A 2,081-nucleotide genomic window follows, 5' to 3' on the forward strand; every position below is an offset into this window, starting at 1 on the left:
TAATAGCTTCTTCAGACTTTACCCATTATGAGGAGCATAAAGTTGCTTTAAGAAAAGACTCCGAAGCTATTAAAGCCATTATACAGACAGATGTACCCAAACTTTACGATATTATTGAGGAATGGAACATAACTATGTGTGGATACGGGCCAGTAGCAGCAATAATAACAGCTATTAAAGAGTTGAATATAACAAAGGGACAACTCCTCAAGTATGCGACAAGTGGCGATATAACGGGAGATTATTCTAGCGTAGTTGGATATGCATCGATAATCTTCCAGTGAAATATTATTGAAATTTTTTGCTAGAGCTCCAGGCAAGATTATCATCACTGGAGAACACTTCGTAGTACATGGTTCCTTTGCACTTGCAGCCGCTATCCATAAAGGGGCATTAGTAACAGCCGAGACTTTCGATGGCATTGAAGTCTCGTCAAGGGAGTTAGACTTGGTAGCTTCTAACATCAATAAAGTTCCTTTACCCTTGAAACCTACAGTAGAAGCCATTAAAGCTACTTTTGAGTTTTTAGGTGAAAAAAAGGGGATAAAGGTATCCATAAATTCAGATCTACCCATCTCCTCAGGTCTTGGTTCATCCAGCTCAGTAGCTGTTGCAACGGTTGCTGCTACATCCTCAGCTCTTGGTCAGAATCTATCACAAGAAGAGATAGTAAATTTAGCTATGACGTCGGAAGGAGTAACTCATGGCAAGCCATCAGGTATTGATGTGAATGTCGCGGTTTATGGTGGTGTTATCTTATTTAAAATTGGAGAGAAAGTTAAGCAGATTGAACTTGATAAAGAGGTGGAATTTATAGTAGGATATAGTGGGATTAAACGTCAGACATCCAAGATGATTGCTAAATTCTCTGATATGGAGAGATTATACCCAAATATCTTTACTTCTTTAGTTTTTTCATCCAGTTGCCTTACAGAGACTGCAACTAATGCCTTGATTAAATATGATCTTACAACTTTAGGTTCTATAATGAATTTTTTCCATGTAGTTTTAAGCCAGATGGGAGCATCAAGAAAGGAGTTAGATAATATAATTGAAAAAGCCCTCCAATCAGGTTGTATTGGAGCGAAGCTCACAGGTGCTGGTGGGGGTGGGTGTATAATAGCTTTACCTATAGCTGGGGAGGCGAGAATTGTAGCTCAGCGCCTAAAGAAAAATGATGTAAACATATCAATAGTTAAAATACCCTGTGAGGGGGTAAAAGTCTGGAAGAACAAGAATTAGTGATTGTAAAACTAGGAGGTTCATTAATCACATATAAAGATAAACCTCTTTCAATAAATTTGGATGTATTAGATTTAGTATGTAACGCTCTCTCAAAATCCACTATTCCTATAATATTGGTTCATGGTGGTGGGTCTTTTGGGCATTATTTCGCTGAGAAGTATAAATTAACTCGTAAACCATCAAGGGCGACTGCTGAAGGAGTAGGTAAGACTAAGGCAGCTATGCTGGAGCTCAATCTTAAGATTTTGAATTGTTTAGATAAGTATGGTATCAGTCCTTATTTTTTACCACCATCTGATTTTCTAGAATATTCATTTGAATTACAAAAAAGACTTTTTTTCTTCCTAATCAATTACGGCTTAACACCTATAACTTATGGCGATATTCTTACAAAAGAAGGAGGATTTTATGTACTATCAGGGGATGAGATCATGAGGATGCTATCAGTAACTCTACGACCTTCGAGGGTCATTTTTCTTTTAAATGTAGATGGCATATTTGAGGATGTAAATCAACCGGACTCTCTTATAGATGAATTGAAGCCAGAAGACATAACAAAGATCAAGCTCAAGATTCCAGATATGGATGTTACTGGAGGAATGATACTAAAGTTAAAAGAAGCAATAGAAATAGCAAAAAGTGGGATAAATGTTTTGTTCATCAATGGTAAAGATTCAGAAAGAATTCTTAAAGCATTGAAGGGTGAACTAATAAAAGGCACCTTAATAAAAGGGATTCGAAATGAAAGATGAGATAACTAAGAGAAAAGCAGATCACATCGATATCTGCCTAGGTAAAGAGGTTGAAGCAAAGACATCAACTACTCTCCTTGAATG

The 2,081-nt window shown here is 36.9% G+C and carries 3 protein-coding genes; all 3 read left to right on the forward strand.

Annotation, left to right across the window (positions count from 1 at the left end):
• Positions 1-284, forward strand: a 284-nt coding sequence (amrB, locus tag L6N96_06950; GenBank protein MCP8323895.1) for an AmmeMemoRadiSam system protein B, incomplete at its 5' end; no start/stop codon positions are given.
• A 7-nt stretch (positions 285-291) separates the two neighbouring features.
• Positions 292-1,242 carry a mevalonate kinase gene (gene mvk / locus L6N96_06955; protein MCP8323896.1) on the forward strand — a complete coding sequence of 317 codons (951 nt, stop codon included), beginning with the start codon at positions 292-294 and terminating at the stop codon, positions 1,240-1,242.
• Positions 1,242-1,997, forward strand: a complete 756-nt coding sequence (locus L6N96_06960; GenBank protein ID MCP8323897.1) for an isopentenyl phosphate kinase — start codon at positions 1,242-1,244, stop codon at positions 1,995-1,997. The genes mvk and L6N96_06960 overlap by 1 nt, the downstream gene beginning before the upstream one ends.
• The last annotated feature ends 84 nt before the right edge of the window (positions 1,998-2,081 follow it).

Source organism: Candidatus Methylarchaceae archaeon HK02M2, assembly GCA_024256165.1.
GTDB lineage: Archaea > Thermoproteota > Nitrososphaeria > Nitrososphaerales > JACAEJ01 > HK02M2.